This window comes from Nocardia nova (assembly GCF_002933465.1).
In the GTDB taxonomy this organism is placed as follows: Bacteria; Actinomycetota; Actinomycetes; order Mycobacteriales; family Mycobacteriaceae; genus Nocardia; species Nocardia nova_B.
Genome location: NZ_PSZE01000004.1, coordinates 41,340 through 67,802 on the forward strand (window position 1 = coordinate 41,340; position 26,463 = coordinate 67,802).

Below are 26,463 nucleotides of genomic sequence, written 5' to 3' on the forward strand. Positions count from 1 at the left end.
GGCGTTCGCTGCGCCCCGGGGGAGCGACACCGCTTCCGGTGCGGCTGCTCCCGGGGAGCAGACCGTGTCGAGCGCGGCCGTCGACGCGGTATCCGGAATCGACGAGGCGGTATCCGCGGATGCGCAGCCGAGTATCGAAGTACCGGCCGAATCGGTCGGTACCCCTGCGGATTCGACGCGCCCCGTGCTGGTCGTGATCGCGGATTCGCTGTCGTACTTCGGGCCGAAGGGCGGCCTGCCCGCCGACCATCCGCGCATCTGGCCGAATCTGGTTGCCGCGGAACTCGATTGGGACGTCGAATTGGTGGCGCGGATCGGCTGGACCTGCCGCGACGCCTATTGGGCGCTCATCGGCGATCCGCGCGTGTGGGCCGCGGTGCCGCGCGCGGGAGCGGTCGTCGTGGCCACGGGCGGGATGGACACGCTGCCGTCTCCGCTCCCCACGGCGCTGCGCGAATTGATCCGGTATCTGCGCCCGCCGGCGCTGCGCCGGCAGGTGCGTACCGGATACCAGTGGCTGCAACCGCGGCTGTCGAAACTCGGTCGCCCCGTGGCACTTCCGCCGCATGTGAGCATCGACTACCTGGAACAGTCACGGCATGCGCTGGCCCAGTTGCGGCCGGATCTGCCGGTGGTCTCGGTACTGCCCTCGGTCCACGATTGCGAGGCCTACGGCCGGGTGCACACCGGGCGTGCGCCCGCGGTGCGAGCGCTGCGAGAGTGGTCGGCGAAATCCGGTGTGCCGCTGGTGGATCTGGGCGAAGCCGTGCGTGACGACATCTTCTCGGGCGAGGCGAATCCGGACGGGATCCACTGGGGCTGGGAGGGACATGCCGCGGTGGCACGGGCCATGGTGAAGGTGCTGTCGGAGGTGCGTTCGGTCGAGGCCGGTGCATGAATCGGTTCGGATAGCCGATGACCGTCGTGGTGGTCACGGATTCGGCGGCGAGCGTTCCCGCCGAACTGGTATCGGAGTTGGGCATCGTGGTGGTGCCGCTGCATGTGCTGGTCGACGATCGTGCGATCGCCGAGGGCGTCGACGAATGCGATATCGACTACGGCGCGTCCACGGTGACGACCTCGTCCGCCTCCCCGGGGGAATTGCGCGCCGCCTATGAGCGCGCTCTGGAGCTCAGCGGGGGCGACGGAGTTGTGGCCGTGCATATTTCGCGTCAGCTCTCGGCGACCTGGGAAGCCGGGCGCCAGGCCGTGCAGGATATGGATGCCGCCGATCGGGTGCGGCTGGTGGATTCGCTGAGCGCGGGCCTGGGTACGGGGCTGCCCGTACTCGCCGCGGCCCGTCGCGCGAAATCGGGTGCGGCGCTGGATGTCGTCTACGACACCGCGGTCGCCGCCGCCGGGCGATCTCGCACCTTCATCGTCGTCAATCGGACCGAGCAGTTGCGCCGCGGCGGGCGGCTCAGCACCGCGGCCATGTTCTTCGGCACCGAACTGGTGACCAAGCCGATACTGCAGATCGTCGACGGCAAACTGGAGCTGCGGGAGAAGGCGCGGACGCGATCCAAGGCCTACGCGAAACTCGTCGCGGCAGCGGTCGATGCGGCCGGTGACGACGGGGCGGCGGTGGCGGTTCAGCATCTCGGTGCCGCCTCGGCGGCGGCCACGATCGCCGGACAGCTCGGCGAACTCATTCCTGGTATGCGGGAGCTCGTGACCGCCGAATTCGGCCCCACACTCGGCGTGCACGTGGGAACCGGTGCGGTCGGTGTCCTGGTGGTCCCCGGCGGCTGCGGCTGAGCGCCTACCACCGCCGGCCGACGAGCTCCGCCCCCGCACCGGGAGTTGTCCACAGCTCGACGCCTGTCCCCAGACATTCCGAAGCCCCAGTTCGCGCCCCGCGGCTCGGCCCGCCGCGCACCTACGGTCACGGTCATGGCGCGACACGAGGATCGGACCCTACTGCGGCAGCGACTGCACGACGTATCACCCGGGCTGGGAGCGCTCGGCACCCTTGCCCCCGCCCCGGAGGACCCGACTGACGAAGGGCGGTGGGACCTCACCCCCACACCCATCGACTCGGTCGGCGGCCGAACAGTCGTCGCAGCGCGACCGAATCCGAAGGCCGCCCCGGACGACGCTGTCGCCGGTGCGCGGGCCGGCGACAGCGGCCGGACCGAGCCGAGCCGGCCGTATTCGCTGAGTCGTATCCGGCGCAGACGTGACGATGCCGCGTCGCATACCGCGAGTGCGGGAGTTACCGACCGACGCGGCGGGGACGGCTGGGATGGTGACGAAGGCCCCGCAGTAACCGGCGCGCCGGTGACGTTCGCCGATGCGCCGGAGAGCCCCCGACTTCCGCAGTGGCTCAGTGAGCCGGTGGGCGCGGTGACGATCTGGCAGCGGCTCGTTCCGGAGCGTCTCCGGGGAGTTCGCGTGGATCCGGGGCGGCGGGGAGTGTGGGTGCTGGCCGGTGCCGGCGTGGCAGCGGTGATCGTCGCGGCGGCGGCCGCACACCGAGACGATCCGGTGGCAGGGCCGGTGGCGCCTCTCCCGGCCGTGCGGACGGCTGCGGAAACCTCGGCCGTGCCCGCACCGACGGATGGCCCCGGCCTGGCCGTGCGGTCCGATCCGCCGGGCCGGGCGACGCCGTCGTCGGCTCCCGGCGGCGATCTGGTGGTGAGTGTCATCGGTTTGGTCGAACATCCGGGACTATTGCATCTCGCACCCGGAACGCGGGTCGCCGACGCCGTCGCGGTGGCCGTCGCGCGAGACGGCGCGGATCTCGCCGGGCTGAATCTCGCCCAGCGGCTCGCCGACGGAGACCAGATCGTCGTCGGCGCGCCCGGCCCCGCGAGCGGCCCTCGCCTCGGCAGCATGGTCGTTCCGGGGGCACCGCATCCGGCCTCGGCATCGGGTGCCCTCGCGCCACCGGGACACAAGGTCAACCTCAACACCGCGACGGAACAGGATCTCGACTCTCTCACCGGGGTGGGCCCCACCACCGCCGCGGCCATCATCGGCTGGCGCAATCAGCACGGCCGCTTCACCAGCATCGACCAGCTCGCCGAAGTCACCGGCATCGGCCCCGCCAAGCTCAACCGCCTCCGCGATCAGGTCACCCTGTGAACCGCGGCGGATCGAACGGCGGTCGAATCCGGCCAGAGCGGGTCCCGGATTCCGCCTGCGGTGCCGAACGGGGGATGGCGGGTCCCGGAGGCACTGCAGTGGACGCGCGGCTGCTTCCCGCGGCGCTGGGGTGCTGGGGCGCGGCCATTGCGGGCATATCGCTGGGGTGGCGAGCCGGCATGGGAGTGTGCGCTGGGCTCGGAATCTCGGCTGCCGGAGCGGGAATCATCTTGGCAGGTAGCCGTTTTCGGGTGTCGCATCGAGCGGTATGGTGGGTGGCGCTGGCCGCGCTGCTGGCCTCCACCGGGTTCGGGGTGGCGGCGTCGTGGCACGCATATCGCGTGAGTGCGCATCCGCTCGGGCGGCTGGCGGCGGGCAGTGTGGTGACGGCCGAGATGGTGGCGGGAGATCCGAAACCTCTCCCGGCCCGTTCCTTCGGTGGGCGGCAATGGACGATGCGCGCGACGGTGCGCGAATTCCGTTACGGCGCAACATCGGTGCACGGCGATGCGGCGGTGACGGTAATCATGCCGGAGCGGGTCTGGTCGGATCTGGTGCCGGGGCAGCACGTCACCTTCCGGGCTCGGCTCGATCGCCCGTGGCGGCGGGACCTGACGGTCGCCGTACTGCGGGCACAGGGGCCGCCGACCCGAGTCGGTACGCGCCCGTGGTGGCAGTCGGCAGCCGCGACGGTGCGGGAGAATCTGTCCGAGGCGGCCCGGCGTGCACTGCCACCGGATGCGGCCGGAGTGCTGCCGGGGCTGATCGACGGCGATATCTCCCGGCTGCCGGATCACGTGCGGGAGGACTTCCGAGCGGTCGATCTCACGCATCTGGTCGCCGTGTCCGGGACCAATGTTTCGATTGTTCTGGCCGGCGTGCTGCTCGCGACCCGCGCTCTGACGCTCGATCCGCGCTGGGGCGCGGTACTCGCCGGGTTGGCGCTCATCGGATTCGTCATTCTGGCGCGCCCGTCGCCGTCGGTATTGCGGGCGGCGGCGATGGGTGCGATCGCGGTACTCGCCATGGCGACGGGACGCCGGAAGCAAGCGCTCCCCGCCCTGTGCGCCGCGGTGATCGTGTTGATCGCGTTCTCGCCGCAGCTGGCGGTCGATATCGGCTTCGCCCTGTCGGTTCTGGCCACCGCTGGCCTGATCCTGTTGGCGCCGATCTGGTCGCACTGGCTCGAACAGCGCGGATGGCCCCCGCTGGTGGCCGAGGCGTTCGGTGTCGCGGCGGCGGCCTTCGCGGTCACCACGCCGATCATCACCGCACTCACCGGACATGTCAGTGGTGTGGCGATCGTGGCGAATGTGCTGGTCGAACCCGTCGTCGCACCGATCACGCTGCTCGGCGTCGGCGCGGCCGCCCTGTCCTGCTGCTGGCAACCGGCGGCGATCGTGGTGCTGAAACTGGCCGAGCCGCCGCTGTGGTGGTTGCTGTTCGTCGCCGAACGCGGTGCGGCACTGGGGATTTCGCTGCGGATGCCCGCGGGCGCGACGGGTGCGGCATTGGCCGGAGCGCTCATCGGCTGTGGTGTCGCCGTGCTCGCCCGCCTCGGCTCGCGCCGCGGCCGCACGCGTGCGGGTCCGCCGCCGCCACCCGCATCCGGCGACGGGTCGGTGAACCTGTCATCGGCCACCCGTAGGATCGTGCCGTGACCGATCACCTGGCTGCCTTACATCTGGTACTCGGTGAGGAGGAACTGCTCATCGAACGGGCGGTCGCCTCGATCGTGGCGCAGGCGCGGGCCGCGACCAACGCTCCCGCCGCGATGCCGGTGGATCGGCTCCGGGCGGGGGATGCGAGTTCCGCCGAACTGGCCGAACTGCTGAGCCCCTCGCTGTTCGCCGAGGATCGGGTGATCGTGCTCGAGGCCGCCGCGGAGGCCGGCAAGGACGCGGTGGCGCTGGTCACCGCGGCCGCCGGTGATCTGCCCGAGGGAGTCGTGCTCGTGGTTCTGCATTCCGGCGGCGGCCGGGCCAAGGCGCTGGCGCCGGCATTGCAGAAGCAGGGCGCCCAGGTGCACAACTGCGCCAAGATCAGCAAGGCGAATGAGCGAAACGAATTCGTGCGCAACGAATTTCGCACCGCCGGAGTCCGCGTCCCGGCTGACGTGGTGCAGGCCGTGGTGGAGGCGATCGGATCGGATCTGCGAGAGCTGGCCGCGGCCTGTTCCCAGCTGGCCGCCGATACTGGTGGCAAGGTGGATGTCGACGCCGTGCGCCGGTACTACTCCGGTCGTGCCGAGGTCACCGGATTCGAGGTCGCCGATCTGGCCGTCGCCGGTGACCGCCCCGCGGCCATGGAGGCATTGCGCTGGGCGACCGACCGTGGCGTTCCCGCCGTTCTGCTCGCCGACGCGCTCGCCGATTCCGTGCACACCATCGCGAGGGTCGGATCCGCCGGACGTGGCGATCCGTTCGCGCTGGCCTCGCAACTCGGCATGCCGCCCTGGAAGGTGAAGAAGGCGCAGACCCAGGCGCGCGGCTGGACCGCCGCCACCATCGGGAGCGCCCTGCACGTGGTGGCTGCCCTCAATGCCGACGTCAAAGGCGGTGCGGCCGATACGGATTACGCGCTCGAACACGCCGTGGCCGCGATCCTGGACCTGCACGCCGCCGCGCACTGAGCCGGCGCAGCTCCGGATGGGTAGGTCGGCCGCTGCGCTCGTGCGGTGCGCTGTCCGGATCTAGCGGTGGTTGTGCGCGATGATCTCGCCGACGAGTGCGGGACCCGGGAAGTCGGTCATCACGACGCCGGTGGCCGTGCCGGGACGGGAGCGGAGATAGTCGAGTGCGCGCTGATTCTCGTATTCGGCGTAGCGGTGGGGAAATTTCGTCGGATCGGGCACTCCGGAGGCCGACAGGAAGTCCACCGACAGCGCGTGGGCGCCGATGGCCGGGGCCTGCGCGAGATGGGCGGCGACGGCCGCCCATTTGTCCTCGCGAGAGGGTTTGTCCCACAGATCCTGCGCGTCGATCGGCAGACCACGGTCGTCGATCCCGTCGGCCCGGATGACGACGATGGCGCCGCGCACGTCACCCAGCCGGGGAAGCGCGACCGGTCCGGTCGCCGCGGGTCGCCACACCCGCGGATGCGCGTTCAGGTACCGATCCAGCAGCGGCGGGTCGGGCGGTAGCCCATCCGCGTCCTCGCAGTGAAACGTCTTGTCCTCGTTCGTGCATTCGGCCTTCACGCGCATCAGGATCGTCTCGCGTGGATGCCGGTTCAGGAATTGCTCGCTGGCCCGCAACACGTCGTCGAGACCGGCCTGCTGATAGAAGCTGCCGTGCTGGACGCCGAGATTGCCGGCCTCGTCGCGCCGGACACGGATATCGAGCGCCCGGATGCCGGCCTCGAGCTGGGTGCTCGCGGTCCGTTGCGAGGCGCAGGCGGGCTCGGTGCAACCGGTATCGAATTTCTCCTGGGTGACCACGGCCGGTCCGGCCTTACCGCCGTGGATCGACAGGGTGTCGTGGGTGCCGGGAACGGACATCTCGCCGAGCGAGGTGCTGTCGGGCAGTGCGCCCATCCAGTCCGGATTGCTCGCGGAATCGAGGTGATCGATCGCGCCGGCGGTGGCTGCCCGGGGCATCCCGGCGGCTTCGGTGCCCGGCGCGGCCGATGCCGGCGCCGCGTGTGCCGCGGCGGCGGATCGTGCGGGGACCGATTGATCACACCCGGTCAGCAGCGCGCTCGACGCCGCCACCATCACGAGGAAAAGGCCCGTGCTTCTGCGAATCTCCCCACCCCACACCCGCACCACGGTAGCGGACGCGAATCAACGACAAAAACCGCCGTGGTCATCTGCGATGCAGATCCTCTGCCACGGCGGCGTTGCGAATGCTGTTGTGCGGCAGAATCAGCCGCGTCGGTTCCGGCCGCGGCCGGAACCCGGGAAATCAGCCCAGCTTGTTGAAGGCCAGCGAGAGGGCCGACTTCTTGTTGGCGGCCTGGTTGGCGTGGATGACGCCCTTCGAGGCGGCCTTGTCCAGGCTGCGGCTCGCCGAACGCATCAGCTCGAGCGCCTTGTCCTTCTCGCCCGCCGCAGCGGCCTCGCGGAACTTGCGGATCGAGGTGCGCAGCGCGGACTTCACCGACTGGTTGCGCACCCGCGCCGCCTCGTTGGTGCGGATCCGCTTCATCTGGGACTTGATGTTGGCCACGCCTGTTCCTCTGATTCCTTCTCGTCAGTTGATGTGCTCTTGATGTTCGTGAAAAGTCTCTGGGCGCACTACACCGAAACAGGTAGCGCCGCGCCGACGATCGAGGTTACCAGCTGGGGTGCTGCGAAGTGAAATCGTCCCGGCCAGGCCACTCGATCGGGTCGCCCGACCGGGAACGCCGCTCTTGTCGGAGCGAACTTACCCGGTGCGTGATCGTTGTATACCCGACCTCTTTCGCGTACCGTCCGATCGGTACGACCGTACCGGTCGGACGGTTAATTCCTGAATCTCCGCGTAGTACCTGGTCTCGAAGCTCAGCTCGAAGAGGGAAGGTGGCAGATGTCTCCGACTGCTCAGGAAGTGATCGAAGATGTGGTCGAGCAGCGCGAAGTGCCGCTGTCTCGCAAACTGGTAGCCGAGGCGATAGGGACATTCGTCTTGGTGTTCGGCGGCGTCGGCACCGCCGTTTTCGCCGGAGCCAGGGTCGGTACGCTCGGTATCGCATTGGCCTTCGGCTTCAGTCTGTTGCTGCTGGTGTACGCCATCGGCCCGATTTCGGGCTGTCACGTCAACCCGGCGGTCACCATCGGCCAGCTGGCGATGGGACGGATTAGGTGGCTCGTCGCCGTCTACTACATCGTGGCGCAGCTGGTCGGCGGCTTCGTCGCCGGCGCCGTGGTCTTCGCCATCGCCAAGGATCTGCCGTCGTACAACCGCGCGTCAGACGGACTCGCGGCCAACGGCTGGGGCCCGCACAGTCCGTCGAAGGTGCAGGTTCGGGGGCCGATGGCCACCATCACCCAAGATGGCTACGGCCTGGCGGCGGCGATCACCGTCGAAGTGGTGCTCACCGCATTGCTGGTGTTCGTGGTGCTCGCGTCCACGGACCGGCTGTCCCATGTGCGGATGGCGGGTCTGAGCATCGGCATCACCCTCGCGGTGACCAATCTGATCTCCATACCGATCGACAACACGTCGGTGAACCCTGCCCGCAGCCTGGCCGTCGCGCCGTACCAGGACGGTGCCATCGCGCAGGTATGGGCCTTCGTCGTCTTCCCGCTGATCGGCGGTCTGTTGGGGGCATTGATCTACAGCGCGCTGTTCGGGCGCACGAGGCACCTCACCGACTGATGTCGTCACGACGCTAGCCCCAGTTGTATTCCGCGCACAGCCGGTGTGCGACCAGATCGAAGGTCTTCCGCGGCAGGATCGCGCCCTCACGCCGAATGCCGGCCTCGGGCACTTCCAGAACGCGATCCAGCCGGACCCAGCTGTCGCGCCCCTCGTAATCCCAAGGGCCCGAGCCGATTCCGATCCAATTGTGCTCGGCGCCCCGCGCAGGATTCGACGAGAGCATCAGACCGAGCAGAGTCTTGCGTTCCCGGCCCACGACCAGTACGGGGCGATCCTTGCCATTGGCAGGGTCCTCCTCGTACGGCACCCAGGTCCATACGATCTCGCCCGGATCGGCGCGGCCGTCGAGCTGGGGGCAGTAGACGATCTGGCGGGCACGTTCACGGGTGGGCACCGGAGCCGAGGCCGCGGGCCGCACCGCGACCGTGTCCTTGCGGCGGCCGCCGAGAGCGCGGTCCCACATCGAGGAGCGCTGCATCCGGTCGACGAGTTTCGGCGCCTGCTTCTTGACGATCCGGGGCCCCTGCTCCTTGGCAATGGTCCCCAACTGCTTGCCCAGAGAGCTCCATGTGCTGGCCATATCGGCAGAGCTTAACGGCGAACCGCGCTCGGCTCATCCCTGCCGGATTCGCCTGTGCCGGGCGGGGAATCGAGTGTGCCGCCGCTCACATCCGGGCCGCCGGCGCTGGAACTGCGTCGTTGCCGCCGATGCCGGCCCGCCGGTGCGTGCACGACCATGCGGTATGCGCACGTAGACTGCCGCATGGCGACTTATCGACTTGTTCACGGGTAGGAGTGTCCCATCAGCACGTTTGCCGACACGACGTTCACCGATCCCTCGCGGATCCGGAACTTCTGCATCATCGCGCATATCGACCACGGCAAGTCCACGCTGGCCGACCGCATGCTGCAGTTGACCGGGGTGGTCGAGGAACGGCAGATGCGTGCGCAGTATCTGGACCGGATGGATATCGAGCGCGAGCGCGGTATCACCATCAAGGCCCAGAATGTGCGGCTGCCCTGGAACGTCGATGGCGCCGACTACGTCCTGCACCTGATCGACACCCCCGGGCACGTGGACTTCACCTACGAGGTCTCGCGGGCGCTCGAGGCGTGTGAGGGCGCGATCCTGCTGGTCGACGCCGCCCAGGGCATCGAGGCGCAGACGCTGGCCAACCTCTATCTGGCGCTGGACAAGGATCTCGAGATCATCCCGGTGCTGAACAAGATCGACTTGCCCGCCGCCGATCCGGACCGCTACGCCGCCGAGCTGGCCCATATCGTCGGCTGCGAACCCGAGGACGTGCTGCGCGTATCCGGAAAGACCGGTGTCGGCGTGCCCGAACTGCTCAACAAGGTGATCGAGACGGTCCCGCCGCCGGTCGGCGAGGCCGATGCCCCGGCCCGCGCGCTGATCTTCGACTCGGTCTACGACACCTACCGCGGTGTCGTCACCTACGTGCGTGTGGTGGACGGCAAGCTCACCCCGCGCCAGAAGATCAAGATGATGTCGACCGGCGCCACTCATGAACTGCTGGAGATCGGCATCGTCTCGCCCGAGCCCAAGCCCACCCAGGGCCTCGGCGTCGGTGAGGTGGGCTATCTCATCACCGGTGTGAAGGACGTGCGGCAGTCGAAGGTCGGTGACACCGTCACCACCGCACGCGACGGCGCCACCGAGGCGCTGACCGGCTATCGCGAGCCGCGCCCGATGGTCTACTCCGGTCTCTATCCGGTCGACGGTTCGGACTATCCGGATCTGCGTGACGCGCTGGACAAACTGCAGCTCAACGACGCCGCGCTCACCTACGTACCGGAGACCTCGGTCGCGCTGGGCTTCGGTTTCCGCTGTGGCTTCCTCGGACTGCTGCATATGGAGATCACCCGGGAGCGGTTGCAGCGCGAGTTCAACCTCGACCTGATCTCGACCGCGCCCAACGTGATCTACCGCGTGATCATGGAGGACGGCACCGAACACGTCGTCACCAATCCGTCGTTCTGGCCCGAGGGCAAGGTGCGCCAGATCTTCGAACCGGTGACCAAGTGCACGATCATCGCGCCGAGTGAGTTCGTCGGCACCATCATGGAACTGTGCCAGTCGCGCCGCGGTGAACTGCTCGGCATGGACTATCTGTCCGAGACCCGCGTCGAGATGCGGTACACCCTGCCGATGGCGGAGATCATCTTCGACTTCTTCGATTCGCTGAAATCGCGCACGCGCGGTTACGCCTCGCTGGACTACGAGGAGGCGGGTGAGCAGGAGGCCGCGCTGGTCAAGGTCGACATCCTGTTGCAGGGCGAGGCCGTCGACGCCTTCTCTGCCATCGTGCACAAGGACGCGGCCCAGGCCTACGGCCACAAGATGACCACCAAACTGCGCGAACTCATTCCGAGGCAGCAGTTCGAGGTGCCGATCCAGGCGGCCATCGGCTCGAAGGTCATCGCCCGCGAGAACATTCGCGCGATCCGCAAGGACGTGCTGGCCAAGTGCTACGGCGGCGATATCTCGCGTAAGCGCAAGCTGCTCGAGAAGCAGAAGGAGGGCAAGAAGCGGATGAAGACCATCGGCCGGGTCGATGTTCCGCAGGAGGCGTTCGTGGCCGCGCTCTCGACCGATTCGTCATCGGACAAGCCGAAGAGGTAATCTTCAAGGTTCCGTGAGATCAGTTGGACCGTTGACCGAGTCAACTGCCGGTTGATCTCGGGGCTTTCCGGTCACGACCGCCGGTGGCAAGCTCAGAAAGCATCACTGTGGCCTGTCATCCGTCCGCCTGAAAGAAACCTGAAGGATGTGACAGGCAAGTTTTCCGGAAATAAGGTGTAAAAGGACCCCAATTCGGTAACACCCAGTTCGGTTTCGCCAGCCGAACGCTGAGAGCGGAGTTTGTATGACGCGTGAGCTGCCCTTCGACGATGATGCGGACGCGGGCGATCATGCGAACGATGCCGCATATCGCGTCGCGACCGGTGTCGCGCGGGTGGCTCGGGCCGGTGCGTACGTCACCGGCGGCGCGCTGATCGCCTCCAACGGGTCGCCCGCGCCGGAGAACGAATCGCACAACAGCCACATCACCGGCTGGTCCACCGCCGATCCGCATCCGGACGTGCCGAGTCCGGTGGTGACCTATCCGGATCTGTCACCGGACTCCGTCCCGCCGGACCTCGGGACCTCCGCGCCGCACCCCCCGGCCGCACTGGCGCCGGGATTGGCGCTGCCGGAACAACGCGGCACGGATGCCTATCCGGGGCTGCAATTGCCCTTCGCCGACGGTGGCCGGCCCGTGCCCGGTATCGGCGGCCTGCCCATCTCGCCCGACGGCGGATCGACGGCGCCGCCCTTCTCGATTCCCGGTTCTCCCTCTCATCCCGGCAATCCGTATTCCGGCAACGGTGGTTTCAGTAACCCAGGATTCGGTGGGGGCCAAGGCTTTACGATTCCCGGGACGCACCATGCCAGTGCCCCGGCCGGTTTCGGCCTGCCCGGTGCGCCGGAATCGGAGACCTCGGGAGGCTTCGGCGTGCCCGGTCAGCCCGACGCGTCGGGAGCCTTCGGGCTGCCCGGTGCCGAGGACGCGGTGGACCAGCGGCAGGCCGATGTCGACACGACCGGCGCCGATCCCTACCCCACCGCACCGCTGCCCGGGCACGGACTGGGCCTGCCCGGCACCAACGGACTTCATCTGCCCGGGATGAACGGGTTCGGCCCCGGCGGGTTCGGCGGTCTGTCGGATCCGCATCCCGGGGCCTTCGACGGTGTCGGGGACGGCGGCAATCCCGGCGTCTTCCTCGGCACCGAGATGAAGATCGATGCGCATGTCGGATTCGACGGAATCTGGGTGACGACCGAGACCAAGGTCGATTTCTCCGTCGGCGACGTCGGGCACCAGCTCGACGACTATGGGCAGTGGCTCGGCAGCGGCACCCACCAGATCCCCGGTGGGGCAACCGAATCGGATGCCTCCGGCTGGACCGGCCAATTCGGGGGTCCGGCCTCGAGCCCCCATGCGTCCGGTAGTGCGGCCGACGGTGTCGCCCCGGATGCGGCGGTGGCGTCCCCCGGCGCGGCGACGCATGCCGGGGCCGCGAACGGTCCTGCGGGCGCGGCGGTGAACGGACCTGCCGCCGCCGCCGCGAACGGACCCGGCGCCGCAGTGCCGGGTTCGGCGGCGTTCGCGCCGCAATCCGGGCCGATCGCCACCTCGGCCGCCCCCGGCCCGGCGCCGTTCGCCACTGCTCAAACGTCTGCGCCGGTGACGAATGTCGCTGCGCCACAACCGGTTTCGACCGCACCGGTCATTGCCACGCCGGTGCCGGCCACACCCGCTCCGGCGCCCGCGCTCGTCCAACCGGTCTCGGCGACGCCACTGCAGACCACGATTCAGCCCGAGGCCGCTACCCACCCGATCGCGAACGTGATCACCACGCATGCGGGACCGTCCCCGCTGACCGCGCCCGCGGTGGCCGTTCCGGCGCTGTTCGACGATCGGCCCCGCCATGCCGGTACCGATGCCGGATTGCCGGGCGGTGCCGGCGATCCGTCGGAATCGGGCGCCGGGCGGACCACCACATCGCACGGCGCCACCGCGACCCACGGCGCCGATGCGACGAAGACGCCGGCCGCGCCGAGCACCTCGCACACGCCGGGGACCACGCCCGGCGACGAGCACACCACCACCCGTCCGGGTACCTCGACCGGGCGGGATTCGGCCGATCACGATTCCATCGACCGGCCCACGCCGACCGTGACGGTGCCGCGCGACACCGATTCCGGCCATCCCACCCGCACTCCCGGTTCGACGCCGTCGGATACCGACAGCGGCTCCGGGCCGTCGACCTCCGCCGGCGCGGATGCGTCGACGCCGGGCCATACCGCGACGCACACGCCGGGTACCTCCTCGGGGTCGGACACCGCCGCCAACGGCAACGCCGATGACCCGACTGCGCCGGCACGCGGCTCCCAGTTGCCGACCCACGATCAGGATTCCGCACCCACGCAGCAGGTTCCTACACAGCAGGTGCCGACCCAGCACGTGACGCCGCCGAGCCACGACCAGGCCGTCCCCACACACGAACCGACCGTGCCGACCGCGCAGCACACCGCACCCGTGGAGCCGCCGACCGTGATCAAACCGCCGACCACCATCGATCCCGCGCCGAATGCGCACATTCCGGTGAAACCTGTTGCGGCCGTGAACGATTCGTATGACACCTCGCTGTGGACCGATCCCGGCCACGGCCTGACGAGCGTGTCCGCCGCCGGACTGTCCGGCGGTCTGTACGAAACCACCTTCGCCGAGATGCACCATCCGGTGGACCACCCTGTCGTCGATTTCCACGTGCTTCCGCTGTGACGGCGGTGGAGTCGCCGGGTGCCAAACACCCCGACGAGATGGCGCCGCTGCTCGCGCAGCTCGACGAACTGCTCGACCTGACCCGCGCTGCGGGCCGGGCCGACCTCACCGCACGGTTGGGGATGTCGCGGGCTCGGGTGGCCGATCCGCGCGTGCGGCTGGTGGTCGTCGGCGAACCCAAGAACGGGATGAGCACGCTGGTCAACGGTTTGGTGGGCAGCGCGGTGAGCGCGACCGGCAGTCCGGTCAGCGTTCCGGTGATCGCGGAGTACGGTCCGGGGGCGACCGCCACGCTGGTGCGCTCGTTGCCCGGCGGTCGCACCGAACGCCAGCCCGTCGACCCGCTGAACCCCGGTCCGGCGCTGAGCGCGCCCGGCGTGATCCGAGCCGAGTTCACCGACCCGAGCCCGCTGCTGGCCGAGGGGTTCGTGGTGATGGACGCACCCGGCGCACCCGCCGACGCACCGACCACCTGGTCGCTGATCGCCGCCGCCGACGCGGTGCTCTACGTCACCGACGCGGCCGCGGAATACACGTCCGAGCAGATCGCCCTGCTGCAGCGCATCCGGCAGGTGTGCCCGACCGTGGTATGCGTACTCAACAAGATCGATCGTTACGGCCACTGGAGCCGGGTGCAGCAGCGCAATCGCGAGCTGCTCGACGCCGCCGGCCTGGGTTTCGCGGTCGCCCCGATCTCCGCCGACCTGCACCTGCGTGCCGGTGACGATCACCGCCGCGATATCGAATCCGGTGTGCCACAACTCATCGACCATCTGCGCGGATACGTCCTCGCTCGTGCCGACGCCGTGGCCCGGGAGGCGGCGCTGCGCGACATCCGCACCATCACCGACCATCTGGGGCTGGCGCTGCGCAGTGAGGCCGAAACCCTGCGCGATCCGCAGCGCTACACCGCGATCACCGATCAACTGCGCGCCGCGCGCGCCGAGGCCGACGATCTGCGCCACCGCAGCGCCAACTGGCAGGTCACGCTCGCCGACGGCTGTTCGGAACTGATGGCCGATATCGAACACGATCTGCGGCACCGGCTGCGCGTGCTGGTTCGCCACGCCGAATCGGAGATCGCCAAGCGCGATCCGGCTCGCAGCTGGGAAGAATTCGGCGCCGATCTGGATTCCCGGATCTGCGAGGCGGTCGAGGAGAATTTCGTCGTCGCCCACTATCGCGCGGTGGAACTGGCCGAACAGGTGACCGCGAAGTTCCCCGCCGACTCGCGCGATGTGCCGCTGCCAGATCTGCGGCTCGAGGATCCGGGCGACGTCCTCGAACCGGTGGCCTCGCTGGAGCCGCTGGATACCGCGAAGGTGAGTTTCACCTCGTCGCTGCTGAACGTGATGCGTGGTTCCTACGGTGGCCTGCTGATGGTCGGATTGCTCACCAGTTTGCTGAAAATGCCGCTGGTGAACTGGTATTCGGGCGCGGCGGCCGCCCTGCTGGGTATCAACGCCCTGTGGGAGGACCGCAAGCTGCGCCGTGAGCGGCGCCAGTCCGAGGCCAAAGTGGCGGTAGCTCGTCTGATGGACGATGTGATCTTCCAGGTCGGCAAGGAATCGCGGCACCGGTTGCGGGCCACGCAGCGCACGTTGCGCGACCACTTCACCGATCTGGCCGATCAGACGCTGCGGTCGGTGGACGAATCGCTGCGCGCGGCCGAGGAGGCGGCGGCGATCCACTCGCCGGAGAGCCGCGAACGGCGCCTCACCGAAATCGAGCGATCGATGGTGCGGTTGCGGGAGATCCGCGAAAACGCCGACGTGCCCTAGCGTTTGTGGGGCCCTAGTGTTTGTGGCGTCCTAGCGTTCGTGGTGCGCCGACATCTGTGGCGGGTGGTCCGGGGCATACCGGACCACCCGCTTCCTTGTCAGCCCGCGGGATGAGCTGGATGGAATTCACCGGCCCCGGTGGAATGTTCGGCCCGGATCACGTGCATCACCGCGTTGATCAAAGCCAGGTGGGTGAATGCCTGCGGAAAGTTACCGAGATGCCGTCCGGTGTAGGGGTCGATCTCCTCGGCGTAGAGCTTGAGCGGGCTGGCGTATCCGAGCAGCCGTTCCAGCAGATGCCGCGCCCGGCGCACCTCGCCGATCTCCACCAGCGCCGAGACCAGCCAGAACGAGCAGATGGTGAATGTGCCCTCCGCGCCGGACAATCCGTCGTCGGTGGTGTCGGTACGGTAGCGCAGCACCAGACCGTGCTGGGTCAGGTCGGACGCGATGGCCAGGACCGTGGCGCGCACCCGCGGATCGGTGGGCGGCAGGAAACGCAGGAGCACGACCAGCAGCAGTGAGGCATCGAGGCTGTCGCCACCGTAGGTCTGGGTGAAGATGCCCTTGTCGTTCACGCCGTGGGTGAGTACATCGGCGTGGATCTCTGCGGCGAGTGCGGCCCACTTCTCGGCGTAGTCGGCCTCGCCGTGCAACTCGGCGAGTTTGGCGCCGCGGTCCAGCGCGACCCAGCACATCACCTTGGAGGACGTGAAATGTTGCGGTTCGCCGCGTACCTCCCAGATGCCGCGGTCGGGTTTGCGCCAGTTCTCGATCGCCGCCTCGACCTGTCGCTTCAACATCGGCCACAACGTTTCCGGCACCTGCTGGCGTGATTTCACGTGCAGATAGACCGAATCCAGGATGGTGCCCCAGATGTCGTGCTGCTGTTGTTGATAGGCCCCGTTACCGATGCGGACCGGCTTGGCGCCGTCGTACCCGTGTAGGTGTGGAATTTCGAATTCGTCCAGATCGCGTTCCCCGCCGATGCCGTACATCACCTGAAGCGGTTGCGCCTCACCGTCGTTCGCGGTGGCCACATCGTGCAGGAAGGCGAAGAAGTCGTCGGCCTCTCGGTTGAGGCCCAGCGTGTAGAGGCCCCACAGGGCGAAGGTGGAGTCGCGCACCCAGCTGTAGCGGTAGTCCCAGTTGCGTTCGCCGCCCGGCGTTTCCGGAAGGGAGGTGGTCGCGGCGGCCATCAGGGCGCCGGTCGGCGAGTAGATCAGTCCCTTGAGCGTCAGGGCGCTGCGCTGCAGGTAGCCGCGCCACTGATGATCCGGGAATTTGCCCAGAGTGATCCACTGCCGCCAGCATTCGGTGGTCTGCCACATCTTCTCCGCCGCCTCGGCGAAGGTGCGCGGCGCCGGCAACTCCGACCAGGACAGCGCCACGAACAATTCGTCGCCCTCGCGCATGCGGGTGCGGGCACGCGCCTCGCGCCCCTCCAGTCCGAGCCGCATATCCGTAGTGAGAACCAGTTGCCCACAGGGCAATTCGTCGTGGGAGCAGGTCGCGGTGGCGGTGGCGCGTTCGTAGACCTCGCCGGTGTATTCCCAATTCGCGGGCGCTCGGTGGTAGTCGAAGGCCGGCTCGCAGCTCATCTCCAGTTCGACCACGCCGCTGACACATTTCACCGTGCGCAGCAGGATGTGCTCGGCGTCCCAGTCCTCGGGCGTGCGGCGATAGGTCCGGCTACGCCGGTCGTTGTTGTGCCACGGGCCCAGTACCAGCGCGTCGCGGACGATGATCCAGCCGGTGTCGGTCTGCCAGGTCGTCTCCACGATCATGCCGCCGGGTAGATAGCGCCGGTCCGCGGGCACGTTGACGCCGTAGGGGCCGAGCCGGAAGTGGCCGGCGCTGCGGTCCAGCACGGCGCCGAACACACTGGGCGAATCGGGCCGCGGCAGGCACATCCACTCGACCGCGCCGTTGCGTGCGATGAGGCAGCAGGTTTCGCAATCGGAGAGAAAGGCGTAGTCGTCGATCGGCGGATACGACGACTTGTGCACGACGCCCGAAGAAATCGGCAGGTAGTTCGCCGAGATCTCGGCATCGGAGATATCGGCCAGAGCATCGCGCGGCGGCGACATGTCGTCGAGCGTCTCGATGAGAGGTTGTTCGGTGATCGGTTCGTCGTAGGACGCCATACAGCCATCATGGTGGATTCCGGTCGCGTTCGCCGCGACTGTCGGCACCTCGCGACGGCCGGTCGGCATGCCCCGCGGCCGGCGTGCCCGTGACCTACTAGGCTGGTGGTTGTGCATCATGTCGCGGGCTGGTGGGACGGCTTCGAGTTGTGGGTGGCCGGATTACCGTTCATCCCGCAGTTCGTCGTGGTTCTGGTCGGGGCGGTGCCGGTCAGTTTCCTGATCGCCTACCTGCTCGATCGGGGATTGCGGATCGTGCTGCGGCTGCTCGGCCGGGACCGCTCGGTCGTCGCCGAGACCGACATCGTCGCCGGCGACGCGGCAGCCGAGATGGCGGCGGCATCCGAGATCGCGTCCGGTGCGGCGACCATCGCACCGCCCGAACCGGCGTTGGCCGGCGCCTCGATGCATACTCCGGGTCCGAGGCCGAAGGAAGCGATCTGATGCCACGCTCACGGGTTCAGTTGGCGCTGATCGCGCTGCTCGTGCTGATCGTCGTCGCCTGGTTGCTGACGCGATAATCCCCGGCTGTCGGAGGTTGCAGGTACTGTGCAGCCCATGCCAACCGATGAGGAATTCGTCGACCTCGAGCAGCTTCTGGAGATCGAGGACGGACCCCGATTGATCGCGACCCACTACACCACCGCCGACGAGGCGATCGAGATGGTGCGCGCCGCGCAACTGCTCGGTCTGGGTGTGCGGCTGCAGAACCGGCTGCGCGCCGACGAGCCCGACGAGGACGGTGAGGACACCGCCGTCGAGGAGTGGGTGCTCGACCTCTACGAAAGCCCGCCCGAGTCCGCCGACGAGGAGTAGGCCGGCCGCCCGATCGGCTGGTGCCGGAACGCACGCTCCGGGGTCCGCGCGACTGTGGTCTTCACCACGGTTCGCCCGGACCCCGGTTGTCGTTCCGTGTCGGTGCGGTGGCGGCCAGGAATCCGAAACGTGAATACTTCCCGCCGGTCATGGGCGGTTTTTCCCGAGTTTCGACAGATCCGGCCAATTCCGCTTCGACCGATTCGCGCGGTTTCGAGCGCTCTGTTAGAGTCTGCCCGTGTCATCGAGCGTTGTTCCGCAGGTCCGCCATGAATTGGCGTTGATCGCGGTCGGCTGTCTCGTCGTCGCGGACATTCACTGTCGTCGATAGCTGATCGGACACGCTGCGCCTTCTCCATCGGATCGGCGCACATCTTTTCCGCAGCGTTTCCGCTTCCCGCGGCTCTGCCGCATGCGCCTCTGTCCGGCATTCGCCGGGGCAGATCTACCGCTGAATCGAAGTACTTCCGGCCCCGGCAGCAGTATGCCGGTGGCGGGCGGCAGGAAAGGTCACGTCCATGTCTCGCAGATCGTCCAGCAGATCCTGGTTCTCGGTGCGCCGAGGGCGCATCGCCGTCGCGCTCACGGCGCTGGCGGCCGTGGGACTGACCGCCGCCTGCAGTGGTGGCTCGAGCGATACCGCCGGCGGCGACGCGGCCGCTGGTGGCGGACAGCTGACGCTGTTCGCCTATTCGGTCGCCAAGCCGGGCTACGACAAGGTGATCGGCGAATTCAACAAGACCGAGGCCGGCAAGGGCGCGCAGATCCAGCAGTCCTACGGCGCCTCCGGTGACCAGTCGCGAAAGGTGAAGGACGGGGCCCAGGCCGACGTCGTCAGTTTCTCGGTCGAGCCCGACATCACCCGGCTGGTGGATGCCGGCTTGGTCGACTCGAACTGGAACGCCGACGCCAACAAGGGTGTGCCGTTCGGTTCGGTCGTCGTGATCGCCGTCCGCAAGGGCAACCCGAAGGGGATCCACGACTGGAACGACCTCATCAAGCCGGGCGTCGAGGTGGTGACACCCAATCCGTTCAGCTCCGGCTCCGCCAAGTGGAACCTGCTGGCGCCCTATGCCGCGGCGAGTGACGGCGGGAAGAATCCGCAGGCGGGCCTGGACTACCTGGGCAAGCTGATCTCCAAGGACCACATCAAGGTGCAGCCGAAGTCCGGCCGCGAGGCGACCGAGACCTTCCTGCAGGGCACCGGTGACGTCCTGCTCAGCTACGAGAACGAGGCGATCTTCTCCGAACGCAGCGGTGATCCGATCGAGCACGTCATCCCGCCGACCACCTTCAAGATCGAGAATCCGGTGGCCGTGACGAAGAACGCCAAGAACCCCACCACGGCCGTGGCGTTCAAGGACTTCCTGTACTCGCAGGCGGGTCAGAAGGCATGGGCGCAGGCCGGTTTCCGTCCGGTCGATCCGCAGGTCGCCGCGCAGTACAGCAAGGATTTCCCGGCTCCGCAGAAGCTGTGGACCATTGCTGATCTAGGCGGGTGGAAGAAGGTCGACAAGGACCTGTTCACACCCGATACCGGCAGCGTGGCGGTGCTCTACGACAAAGCCACCAAGTGAGCCGGTGACTCGGAGCGCACGGAATACTGGGCAACTGTGACTGACACCCGTACGAAGGCCGAAACCGGCAGGAGTACCGACGCTGGGACCACCACCGGTCCCGGCGTTGTCCGGCAGCGGTCCGCCGGACCGGCCTGGCGGTCGCGGCTCACCGGTTCGGCGGGTTCGCTCGGCCTGGCGATCACGGTGTTGTGGCTGAGCATCATCGTCTTGCTGCCGCTGGCCGCGCTGACGGTCCATTCGTTCGACGACGGGTGGTCCGGGTTCTGGGATGCGGTGACCGCACCCGCGGCACTGGACGCGTTGCGGGTGACGGTTCTCGTATCGGTGGTCGTCGCCGTGATCAACGTCGTCATGGGCACCGTGGTGGCGTGGGTGCTGGTGCGCGACGATTTCCCGGGCAAGAGTTTCGTCAATGCCCTGATCGATCTGCCGTTCGCGCTTCCGACCATTGTGGCGAGCATCGTGCTGCTGTCGCTGTACGGGCCGCAGAGCCCGGTCGGTATCCACCTCAACGCCACCCAGCCGGGACTCGTGGTGGCGCTGGCATTCGTGACGCTGCCGTTCGTCGTGCGCTCGGTGCAGCCGGTGCTGATCGAAGCGGATAAGGAAGTAGAGCAGGCCGCCGCCTCGCTGGGCGCGAACAACCTGACCATCTTCCGTCGCGTCGTGTTGCCGTCGCTCGCGCCGGCCATCATCTCCGGCGGCGGTCTCGCCTTCGCGCGCGCCATCGGTGAATACGGCTCGGTGGTCTTGATCGGCGGCAATATTCCGCGCCGCACTCAGGTGGCGTCGCAGTACATCCAGCAGCAGATCGAGGTGGACCGTCCGGTGAACGCGGCGGCGGTGTCGGTAGCGCTGCTCGCGATTTCCTTCGCCGCCTTGCTGATCCTGCGCGTCTTCTCCGAACGCACCGCCCGCAAGGAACAGGCCAGCCGATGAAACTGTCCGCCCCGTCCCGGATTTCGCTGCGCGTGATCGCGCTCGCGTATCTGATCGTGTTGCTGGTGGCTCCGCTGGTGATCATTCTCTGGCGCAGCTTCCAGCACGGGATCGGCGCATTCCTCGATTCCATCACCACACCCGCCGCGATCTCGGCGTTCAATCTGTCGCTGTTGATCGTCGCGATCGTGGTGCCGCTCAATGTGGTCTTCGGAGTCATCACCGCCATCGCCCTGGTGCGCGGAAACTTCCGGGGGCGCACGCTGATTCAGGGTGTGGTGGATCTGCCGTTCGCGGTGTCACCGGTGGTGGTCGGCGTATCGCTGATCATGCTGTGGGGTGTCGGCGGCTGGTTCGGCGGCCTCGACAGCTTCGGCTTCCGGGTGATCTTCGGCCTGCCGGGCATGGTGATCGCCACGCTCTTCGTGACGCTGCCCTTCGTGGTCAGCGAGGTCGTCCCGGTCCTGCACGAGATCGGCGACGATCAGGAGCAGGCCGCGGCGACCCTGGGCGCCAGTCGCTGGCAGACCTTCTGGCGCATCACACTGCCGGCCATCCGGTGGGGCCTGACCTACGGCATCGTGCTCACCGTCGCCCGCGCCCTCGGCGAATTCGGCGCCGTGATCATGGTGTCGTCCGGACTGCCCGGAATTTCCCAGACCCTGACGCTGCTGGTGCACGGTCGCTATATCAACGACCACAACGCCTTCGGCGCCTACTGTGCGGCGACCCTGCTCATGGCCATGGCGCTCGTCACCCTCATCCTGATGACCCTTCTCGAACGCAAGCGGGGCACTGCCAAATGATCACCGTCACCGACGCGAACAAGCGATATGGTTCGTTCGCCGCCCTCGACAACGTCAGCCTGGACATTCCCTCCGGGGAGCTGACCGCGCTGCTGGGGCCCTCCGGTTCCGGGAAATCGACGCTGCTGCGCTCGATCGCCGGCTTGGAATCGTTGGATTCGGGCATCGTGACCATCGCCGACCGCGACGTCACCCGGGTCTCGCCGCAGAAGCGTGATATCGGCTTCGTCTTCCAGCACTACGCGGCGTTCAAACACATGACCGTGCGCGACAACGTGGCGTTCGGGCTGAAGATCCGCAAGCGGCCGAAGAACGAGATCCGCAAGCGCGTCGACGAACTGCTCGGCATCGTGGGCCTGGACGGTTTCCAGCATCGCTATCCGGCGCAACTGTCGGGTGGTCAGCGTCAGCGCATGGCTCTGGCCCGGGCGCTGGCCGTCGACCCGCAGGTGCTCTTGCTCGACGAACCCTTCGGCGCCCTCGACGCCAAGGTGAGACACGACCTGCGCACGTGGTTGCGGCGCCTGCACGAGGAGGTGCACGTGACGACGGTGCTGGTCACCCACGACCAGGAGGAAGCGCTCGATGTCGCCGACCGGATCGCGGTGATGAACGCCGGTCGCATCGAACAGGTCGGAACGCCCGAAGACGTATACGACCGTCCCGCCAACGAATTCGTCATGTCCTTCCTCGGTGCGGTGGCCAAGTTGAACGGACATCTGGTGCGTCCGCACGATATTCGCATCGGCCGCGATCCGGGTATGGCCCTGGCCGAGCACGAGGGCACCGCGGAGTCGGCGGGCGTGACCCGCGCGACCGTTGAGCGCGTCGTCCGCCTGGGTTTCGAGGTTCGCCTCGAATTGCGCAATGCGGCCACCGGCGATCTGTTCACCGCGCAGGTCACTCGCGGTGATGCGGAGGCTTTGCGGTTGGCGGAGGGCGAGACCGTCTTCGCCCGCGCCACCCGCATCCCGGAACTGCCGGCGGCCTGATCTCGCCTGCCGGCGGTTCCGAGCGCTCGTGCGGCGTTGGGGGAGTGGGTGTTTCGCTGGATGCGCCACCGTTGCCGGATCGCCGGTATACGGTGTCCGAGGATATTCGGACGATTGCTGGCAAACCTGTACCGGTCGGTCGGTGTCGCGAAATGTCCACTGCGCGTATGAATTGCCTGATTTGTTACCGCAGGTAAATGGGTATATCTGCGGTATCGGCGGCGTCGTCGCGGAGTGCGGCGGTTGAGCGGACAACCGATTGTCCGGTGCTTGGCAAGTTCTCAGCACAGTGGTTGCCTGATGCCGGATCGGGACATGTCAGCGAACGTACGCTCGTCGATCGAGGGGAATTGTGATGACGGTTGGGCTCGGAGTGAGTATCGGCACGGTCAACACGGTGTGCGCCGTCGATACTGCTGAGAGCGGGAAGAACACACGTGGCCGCGGGCGCAGCGCGGCCGGCGAATCCGGTGGGCGCGCGGCGACCGGCCGGCGCAAGCGGGCCTCGGGCCCGAAATCCGCGCTGTCGCAGCAGCGTACGATGCCCGGAACCTGGCGCACGACACTTACTTTCGACAGCAGCGGCACCGCGCGGGTCGGCCGGATTCCACGCCACGGCCGCGCCGTGACCGATTTCGCCGATCTGAACGAGCGTGGCCGGACCGCGCGTGTACGTCATCGTTCGCTGTCCGCGGCCGATCTGGTGGCGACCGTCGCGCGCACCGTGGTCGCGGACGTGTCCGCCCACGTGGTGGCCACCGCCGACGGTCGCAGTCCGGAAACCGCTGTCGCCGTGACACATCCGGTGAGTTACGGCGAAGAGCGGATGCTCGAACTGCGCGAGGCCCTCGATTCGATCGGACTCTCCCATGCCGCCCTGGTGGCCGAACCGGTGGCGGCCGCGGCCTGGCTGTCGGCGGCGCACGGTCCGCTGCTGCCGGGCTTGGCGCTGGTCTACGACCTCGGTGGATCGGGGCTGACCGTCACCCTGGTGCGTATCGGCGCCGGTACTCCGGCCCGGCCGGTGATCGGGGAACCCTTGCGCTCCACCGCCTTCGGTGGCCGCGCCTTCGGTGCGAAGATGGCCGCGCAGGACAACTGGCGCGCCGGTGATTGGCCGGCTGCCGACTCCGACGCCGCCATCACGGCCCTGCGCACCGCGCACATCCGTGAGTCGCTCGATGTGGTGTACGAATGCCTCGGACGAGCCCGCGTCACGATGGCCGACGTCGACTGCGTGCTGGTCGTCGGCGGCGCCGCCCGTCCGCCCGAAGTCGCCGCGGTCCTGGCCGCGGCGTTGGCACGGCCGGTGATCGTCGCCCCGGACCCGGAGCGCACGATCGCCGAGGGTGCGGCCGTCCTCGCCCGCCGCGCCGCGGAATCGGCCCGGGAGAGCGAGGTCGCCGAGGCGCCCGAGCGGCCCGAGCCGCCGCGCATGCTGCGCCGCCGGCTGACGCGGGTCGCGGTCACCGTCGCCGTCGCGGCCGGTGGCGCGCTGTTCGCGGCAACGGCTGTGGTGGGTGATGAAGCGGGAGCGCAATCCATGGGCGCCGGGCTCGTGCACATGCAGCACTGACGGCGTGCCGCCGCGCCCGCGGACCGCCATCCCCGCGACTGCACCCGCCGGCAGCGGGCGCAGTCGCGGGTGCGTTATCGCCCGGGGTCGCGGGTGCTTGTGGGATGTCGCGGGCGGGATAAGGGGACGCCGGGGCCGACAACGACCTGCCCGACTCGACTTATCGGCTGATCCGTTGCTCGACGGCGCTCGCGCTGTCCGGATCGCGATAGTTGTCGAGCACCACCGCGAGACATCCGAGGGCGAGGACCGCGCCGACCGCGAACATCACCGGATAGCCGATGCGCCATGCGTTGTGCAGCAGCGACAGCAGCGCCGGCGAACCGAATCCGAGGTAGCTCACCGAATAGAACACCGCGGTCAGCCCGGCCAGATCGTCCGGCCGGGCGATCCGCTCGATCTCCTGCAGTCCGGCGACCATCCCGATGCCGAATCCGAAGCCGAGCAGGGCAGCGGTCGCGACGACGGTCCACAGCTGCAACGATGCCGCCGCGTAGACGGATGCGGCCATGCCGGCGGTGGTGAGGATCAGCGACAGTGCCGCGATCCGCGCGGTACCCGGCAGATCGATCCGCCGCGCCACCGACTGGATGGCGAAACCGCATCCCAGCGTGATCACCGTGATCAAGGCGGAGAAGGCGATCGGCGTTGTGGCGATGCGGTCGGCGGCCAGCGTCGGCAGGATCGCGTAGGCGGCCGCGGCGGAGGTGAACAGCCACAGCGCCAGCGGCAGTGCGATGCGGCGGAAACGCCGATGGCCTGCCACCGGAATCCGCAGATCCTCACGCAGTGGCTTGCGGATCGGTTGCGGCGCTACGGTTTCCGGCACGCGCAGCACCCAGACGGCCGCGATCAGGCACAGCGCCACATTGATGAGATAGGCCAGGGTCGCGGGCCACGGCGCCCACTGCGCCAGCACTCCGGCCACGCCGGCTCCGATGGCGAAACCGCCGGTGAGGCTCATCGCCGAGCGCCGAGCGCCGGTGCCGGGAGCCGACGCGGGCCCGAACGGCGGCTGCGACAGCTGCTTCAACCAGCTGCCGCCCACGGCCATCGCCAGCCCGAGACCGACTCCGCACAGGACACGACCGATCGACAACATCGGCACCACGCCGGAACCGAAGGCCAGCAGCGTCGATCCCACCGCGGTGATCAGCGGTGCCGGCCGCATCAGCCGCTGCCTGCCGTAGCGATCCGACAGCGGCCCGCCGATCAGCAACGCCGGCACGATGCCCAGGACGTAGTCGAACAGCAGCAGATCGACCGTGGTGACCGGCAGGCCGTCGTTCTTGTACATCACCAGCAGTGGGGTGAATTCGTTTCCGCCCCAGGCGATCGCGAAGACCGCCGCGGCCACCCCCCACCAGGCGTGCGGGATGGCGCCGAGCCGTGTCGGGCGGATGTCGACGGCGGTTGGCGCGGTCATCACAGTCCTCTCAGTTCGAGCTGGTGCACACCCGAAAGGTGTTCGGCCAGTGCGGTATCGAAGCCCGCGGTATCGCCGGCGGCGATCAGATCGGTCAGCTGCGCATGTTGTTCCACGATGCGGGCGGTATTCATCGGCGCGCGATGCAGGGCGACGCTGTTCATCCGCCGCTGGCGTTCGCGCAGCGAGTCGTAGAACCCGGTGAGCAGCGGGTTGCCCGCGGCGACCACATAGCCGCGATGAAAGTCGGTGTCCTCGGTGGCGAAGCGGGACAGCGCCCGGCCGTCGGACGTGGCGAGGTTCGCGACGAGTTCGCGCTGGCGGGTGAGCGATTCGCGCAGGGCGTCGATCAGTGCCGGCCGGTCGTCGGCGGTGAGGGCGCGCACCGCCGCGGTCTCCACCACATAGCGGGCATGGGCGACGTGCTCGGCCTCGTGCGAGGGAATCGGTACCACCAGCGCGCCGCGTTTGGGATACAGCCGCATCCAGCCCTCGGTCTCCAACCGCAGGAACGCCTCCCGGACCGGAGTACGCGAGGTGCCCAGATCGGTCGCGATCTCGCCCTCGCTGATCAGCTCTCCGCCGGGCAGTGCCCCGGTCAGGATGCGCTCCTTGATCTCCCGGTACGCGCGCTCCGCCGCTGAATACGTCTTAGACAC

Annotated in this window: 23 protein-coding genes; 17 read left to right on the forward strand and 6 right to left on the reverse strand. The window is 68.2% G+C overall.

All coding sequences use genetic code 11. From position 1 onward, the window contains the following. The first annotated feature begins 133 nt into the window (after positions 1–133). The 5 genes from octT to holA all read left to right on the forward strand — a co-directional run bounded on the left by octT (position 134) and on the right by holA (position 5,719). On the forward strand, positions 134–898 hold the full coding sequence (gene octT / locus C5E41_RS35700; RefSeq protein ID WP_104375130.1) for a diglucosylglycerate octanoyltransferase: 765 nt from the start codon (positions 134–136) through the stop codon (positions 896–898). A 17-nt stretch (positions 899–915) separates the two neighbouring features. Continuing rightward, on the forward strand, positions 916–1,758 hold the full coding sequence (locus C5E41_RS06310; RefSeq protein WP_104374905.1) for a DegV family protein: 843 nt from the start codon (positions 916–918) through the stop codon (positions 1,756–1,758). Between the two features lie 135 nt (positions 1,759–1,893). Next, positions 1,894–3,087, forward strand: coding sequence for a ComEA family DNA-binding protein (locus C5E41_RS06315; RefSeq protein ID WP_104374906.1), 1,194 nt, complete (start codon positions 1,894–1,896; stop codon positions 3,085–3,087). Positions 3,088–3,338: 251 nt separating this feature from the next. Next, a complete protein-coding gene (locus tag C5E41_RS06320) occupies positions 3,339–4,748 on the forward strand; it encodes a ComEC/Rec2 family competence protein (protein ID WP_258080788.1) in 1,410 nt (469 codons plus the stop codon). Then, a complete protein-coding gene (gene holA / locus C5E41_RS06325) occupies positions 4,745–5,719 on the forward strand; it encodes a DNA polymerase III subunit delta (RefSeq protein ID WP_104374908.1) in 975 nt (324 codons plus the stop codon). The genes C5E41_RS06320 and holA overlap by 4 nt, the downstream gene beginning before the upstream one ends. 60 nt (positions 5,720–5,779) lie before the next feature. On the opposite strand, the gene C5E41_RS06330 is transcribed toward holA, so the two are convergent. Together C5E41_RS06330 and rpsT are read right to left on the reverse strand one after the other, a co-directional pair. Continuing rightward, positions 5,780–6,802 (reverse strand): phosphatidylinositol-specific phospholipase C domain-containing protein, encoded by a 1,023-nt coding sequence (locus C5E41_RS06330; protein ID WP_104374909.1) that lies wholly within the window; start codon positions 6,800–6,802, stop codon positions 5,780–5,782. Between the two features lie 190 nt (positions 6,803–6,992). Continuing rightward, complete coding sequence (gene rpsT, locus C5E41_RS06335; RefSeq protein WP_039777096.1) at positions 6,993–7,256, reverse strand: 30S ribosomal protein S20; 264 nt, start codon at positions 7,254–7,256, stop codon at positions 6,993–6,995. 339 nt (positions 7,257–7,595) lie between these two features. Here rpsT and C5E41_RS06340 point away from each other — a divergent pair, with 339 nt between their 5' ends. Then, positions 7,596–8,387, forward strand: coding sequence for an aquaporin (locus tag C5E41_RS06340; RefSeq protein ID WP_104374910.1), 792 nt, complete (start codon positions 7,596–7,598; stop codon positions 8,385–8,387). Between the two features lie 13 nt (positions 8,388–8,400). On the opposite strand, the gene C5E41_RS06345 is transcribed toward C5E41_RS06340, so the two are convergent. Next, positions 8,401–8,970 carry a type II toxin-antitoxin system PemK/MazF family toxin gene (locus C5E41_RS06345; protein ID WP_104374911.1) on the reverse strand — a complete coding sequence of 190 codons (570 nt, stop codon included), beginning with the start codon at positions 8,968–8,970 and terminating at the stop codon, positions 8,401–8,403. A 222-nt stretch (positions 8,971–9,192) separates the two neighbouring features. On the opposite strand from C5E41_RS06345, the gene lepA reads away from it, so the two are divergent. From lepA to C5E41_RS06360, 3 genes are all read left to right on the forward strand, one after another. After that, the gene (gene lepA / locus C5E41_RS06350) at positions 9,193–11,034 is read left to right on the forward strand and encodes a translation elongation factor 4 (protein ID WP_104374912.1); all 1,842 of its coding nucleotides are present in this window, start codon (positions 9,193–9,195) and stop codon (positions 11,032–11,034) included. 244 nt (positions 11,035–11,278) lie between these two features. Beyond that, positions 11,279–13,741, forward strand: coding sequence for a hypothetical protein (locus C5E41_RS06355; RefSeq protein WP_104374913.1), 2,463 nt, complete (start codon positions 11,279–11,281; stop codon positions 13,739–13,741). Continuing rightward, positions 13,738–15,522 carry a hypothetical protein gene (locus tag C5E41_RS06360; RefSeq protein ID WP_258080789.1) on the forward strand — a complete coding sequence of 595 codons (1,785 nt, stop codon included), beginning with the start codon at positions 13,738–13,740 and terminating at the stop codon, positions 15,520–15,522. Before C5E41_RS06355 ends, C5E41_RS06360 begins: the two co-directional genes overlap by 4 nt. Positions 15,523–15,620: 98 nt before the next feature. Here C5E41_RS06360 and C5E41_RS06365 read toward each other — a convergent pair whose 3' ends face one another. Further along, the gene (locus C5E41_RS06365) at positions 15,621–17,669 is read right to left on the reverse strand and encodes a glycoside hydrolase family 15 protein (RefSeq protein ID WP_258080790.1); all 2,049 of its coding nucleotides are present in this window, start codon (positions 17,667–17,669) and stop codon (positions 15,621–15,623) included. A gap of 111 nt (positions 17,670–17,780) precedes the next feature. On the opposite strand from C5E41_RS06365, the gene C5E41_RS06370 reads away from it, so the two are divergent. The 8 genes from C5E41_RS06370 (at position 17,781) to C5E41_RS06400 (ending at position 24,378) form a co-directional block, all read left to right on the forward strand. Further along, a complete protein-coding gene (locus tag C5E41_RS06370; protein WP_104374914.1) occupies positions 17,781–18,113 on the forward strand; it encodes a hypothetical protein in 333 nt (110 codons plus the stop codon). A gap of 114 nt (positions 18,114–18,227) precedes the next feature. Further along, the gene (locus C5E41_RS06375; RefSeq protein WP_062962676.1) at positions 18,228–18,485 is read left to right on the forward strand and encodes a hypothetical protein; all 258 of its coding nucleotides are present in this window, start codon (positions 18,228–18,230) and stop codon (positions 18,483–18,485) included. A gap of 238 nt (positions 18,486–18,723) precedes the next feature. Beyond that, on the forward strand, positions 18,724–18,816 hold the full coding sequence (locus C5E41_RS35890) for an Ms4533A family Cys-rich leader peptide (RefSeq protein WP_310400397.1): 93 nt from the start codon (positions 18,724–18,726) through the stop codon (positions 18,814–18,816). A gap of 187 nt (positions 18,817–19,003) precedes the next feature. Further along, positions 19,004–20,062, forward strand: coding sequence for a sulfate ABC transporter substrate-binding protein (locus C5E41_RS06380; protein ID WP_104374915.1), 1,059 nt, complete (start codon positions 19,004–19,006; stop codon positions 20,060–20,062). Positions 20,063–20,236: 174 nt separating this feature from the next. After that, positions 20,237–21,004 carry a sulfate ABC transporter permease subunit CysT gene (gene cysT / locus C5E41_RS06385; protein ID WP_258080813.1) on the forward strand — a complete coding sequence of 256 codons (768 nt, stop codon included), beginning with the start codon at positions 20,237–20,239 and terminating at the stop codon, positions 21,002–21,004. Further along, a complete protein-coding gene (gene cysW / locus C5E41_RS06390) occupies positions 21,001–21,810 on the forward strand; it encodes a sulfate ABC transporter permease subunit CysW (protein ID WP_104374917.1) in 810 nt (269 codons plus the stop codon). The genes cysT and cysW overlap by 4 nt, the downstream gene beginning before the upstream one ends. After that, positions 21,807–22,802, forward strand: coding sequence for a sulfate/molybdate ABC transporter ATP-binding protein (locus C5E41_RS06395; RefSeq protein ID WP_030512833.1), 996 nt, complete (start codon positions 21,807–21,809; stop codon positions 22,800–22,802). The genes cysW and C5E41_RS06395 overlap by 4 nt, the downstream gene beginning before the upstream one ends. A gap of 355 nt (positions 22,803–23,157) precedes the next feature. Next, on the forward strand, positions 23,158–24,378 hold the full coding sequence (locus C5E41_RS06400) for an Hsp70 family protein (protein WP_146097473.1): 1,221 nt from the start codon (positions 23,158–23,160) through the stop codon (positions 24,376–24,378). A gap of 160 nt (positions 24,379–24,538) precedes the next feature. Here C5E41_RS06400 and C5E41_RS06405 read toward each other — a convergent pair whose 3' ends face one another. Beyond that, positions 24,539–25,804, reverse strand: a complete 1,266-nt coding sequence (locus C5E41_RS06405; RefSeq protein ID WP_104374919.1) for an MFS transporter — start codon at positions 25,802–25,804, stop codon at positions 24,539–24,541. Further along, positions 25,804–26,463 (reverse strand): GntR family transcriptional regulator, encoded by a 660-nt coding sequence (locus C5E41_RS06410; RefSeq protein ID WP_104374920.1) that lies wholly within the window; start codon positions 26,461–26,463, stop codon positions 25,804–25,806. Before C5E41_RS06410 ends, C5E41_RS06405 begins: the two co-directional genes overlap by 1 nt.